Raw genomic sequence first — 2,631 nt, 5'->3', positions numbered from 1 at the left:
ATGGACAGAAACGCAGTCCGATGCCCTAAAAGGCAACCACAACGTAGATTGTGGCAATAGGAAGCACGCGACTTTAGTCGTGTGAGGCTTCACGTTATTCTTCAGGCCGGATCAGCAAATAAGGAATATGACGGAACAGAGCTTACTAATAGTACAGTAACAGCAACAGGACTCCCAGAAGGATTCACAGTAGCAGCAACAGCAACAGGAAGTCAGACAGATGTAGGCGAGAGTGAAAACGTAGTTGAAGATGGATATAAATTCTTGGATTCTACAGGAGAAGATAAGACATCCTTCTTTGAGAAGGTAGAAAAATTATCAGGTACGTTAACAGTAACTCCTAAAGAGGTCATAATTACAACAGAATCAGACAGAAAGGAATACGATGGAACACCGCTTACAAATGAAAATGCGACTATCGAAGGTTTAATCGATGGAGAAACAGCAACAGTAACAGGAAAGGGTAGTATTACAGATCCTGGTTCAACACCTAACGTATATGAAATTGAGTGGGGTAGCGCAAATAAAGACAATTATAAGATAACTGAGTCACTTGGAACATTGGAAGTATTGGCTAATAGTAGAGAGGTAAAAATCATTGCTCCAAGTGCTAAAAAGGAATATGATGGTACACCACTTACAGCTACGGGTAAACAGGTTCTTCTACCACTTGGCGAAGATGAAGTCATTAAAGTAGAGGGACTTCCAGAAGGATTCACAGTTGAAGCAGAGGCAACAGGAAGTCAGAAAGATGCAGGAGAAAGTGATAACGTAATTGCAGAAGGTTATGCTATTAAGAAGGGTGATACAAATGTAACTGAGTTCTTTACTAACATTAGTACAGTTAAAGGAACACTTACAGTAACAAAGGCTCCTCTTGAAGTATATACTAAGAGTGCTAAAGCGCGTTATACTGGAAAACCGCTTACAGCTGAAGGATTCTTGAACGGAATCGTAGAAGGCGAAGAAGCAATAGTTAAGACAACTGGAAAAATCACAAATGTAGGAACTACTCCTAATACGTATGAACTTGAGTGGATAAACGGAAAGATTGACAACTATGAATTAGTTGAAAACATTGGTACTCTTGAAATTTTTGATAGAGGAGATTACAAGTTTGTAATTAAAGGATCAGTTGATGACGTAGATAAGATTTATAGCGGATTAGAATATAAGAACTTTGATTACAGATTAGAAGCAAGTGGCGGATTACCTATCGATGAGATATTTGAACCAATGGCAGACAACTTGCGTAGACTTTTCGGAACTGAAGTTCGTGCCGAAATGGATGAAACAACAGAGACAACTGTAAGTATAGATGGTGTTGAATTCAAAGTAACAGGTGTTAAGGTTACAACAAAAGGAACTGACGCTGGCGAATACGGCATGGTTCTGGATGTAACTGAAATGAAGATTTATGACCCTGAAAATAATGAAGTCAGAAGCCAGTTTACGTATGAGGATGGTACATTAGGAAAGCTTACAATTAACAGAGCTCCACTTACAGTTACAACCTTTAGTGCGTCAAAGACATATGATGGCTCGGCGATTACCGCTGGAGGAACATTAGAAGGATTTGTTAATGATGAAACAGCTACGTTGAATGTAACTGGAAAACAGATTGAAGTTGGATCATCAGATAACACTTACGAGATAGTGTGGGATGGAACGGCAAAAGAAGATAACTATACTTTGGTTGAGAAGATTGGAACACTTACTATTACAACACCTACAACTCCAACACCTCCACCAACACCGCCAACACCACCAACACCGCCAACACCACCAACACCACCAACACCACCAACGCCGCCAACACCACCAACACCTACTACTCCAACAACTACAGTAGTAGTGACACCAACTCCTGTATTCCCTGATTCACCGGATGTATTAGGTGCTAGACGAGTAGATGATACAGAGCTTACAGAAGAAGAGGAAGCAGATGAGCCTGCTGTTCTTGGAAGAAAACGTAGGACAGGAGATGAGTCTAACCTTGGAAAAGATTTTGCAATTCTTCTTACAGCAGCTGTGGTAGCTAGTGCATTAGTTGTGCATGGACGCAGAAAAAATAGTAAATCCAATCACTAATTTTTGTAAAAAATATTAGTACTAATAATCATTAGTAATCATTAAACTAAGACCTCGCTTTAAGTGTAAAACATTTAAGGCGAGGTCTTTATTTGCGGTTTGTGACTTTAGTTAAATATGCAGGATAAGAAAAATATGAGGTCTCCAAAGTTTAGTGGGGGTTCCCAATCTTTAGGAGGGTCTGTTAGTGGGTTTTAGCCTGAAAAACTGCTGTCTTTAGTAGAGGCAGTCGGTAGGGTCTATTGAGAATAAATGAAATTGAACGGGAGTAGGTCGTGTTTTGACCTACTCCCGTTTGCATACGGATCCTTAAGCTTTAGTAGGGCTGATTAGTAAAGGAATTCAAAAATTTTAAGACATCTCCCACGCAGAGGTGCGGTGAATATACAGAACAAGTTTAAAAAGTATATATAACATTATCGATAATTCGTTTGTAAATATATGTTGACTTTGCGGGCTTGTAGAGGTATTCTATTAAACGTCGCTGCGAGCGGAAACAAAATATAATCATCCTCGAATGAATTGATTTTGTAGAAATAG

General features: G+C 39.4%; 1 protein-coding gene. It reads left to right on the top strand.

Translation table 11 applies throughout. The annotated features are described in order from the left end of the window. Positions 1-81 precede the first annotated feature (81 nt). The gene (locus tag G634_RS21440; RefSeq protein ID WP_026505910.1) at positions 82-2,091 is read left to right on the top strand and encodes an MBG domain-containing protein; all 2,010 of its coding nucleotides are present in this window, start codon (positions 82-84) and stop codon (positions 2,089-2,091) included. Positions 2,092-2,631 lie beyond the last annotated feature (540 nt).

This window comes from Butyrivibrio sp. NC3005 (genome assembly GCF_000424545.1).
Lineage (GTDB): Bacteria > Bacillota > Clostridia > Lachnospirales > Lachnospiraceae > Butyrivibrio.
Note: the sequence above shows the minus strand (reverse complement) of the source record. Positions and strands in the feature narration are given on the sequence as shown.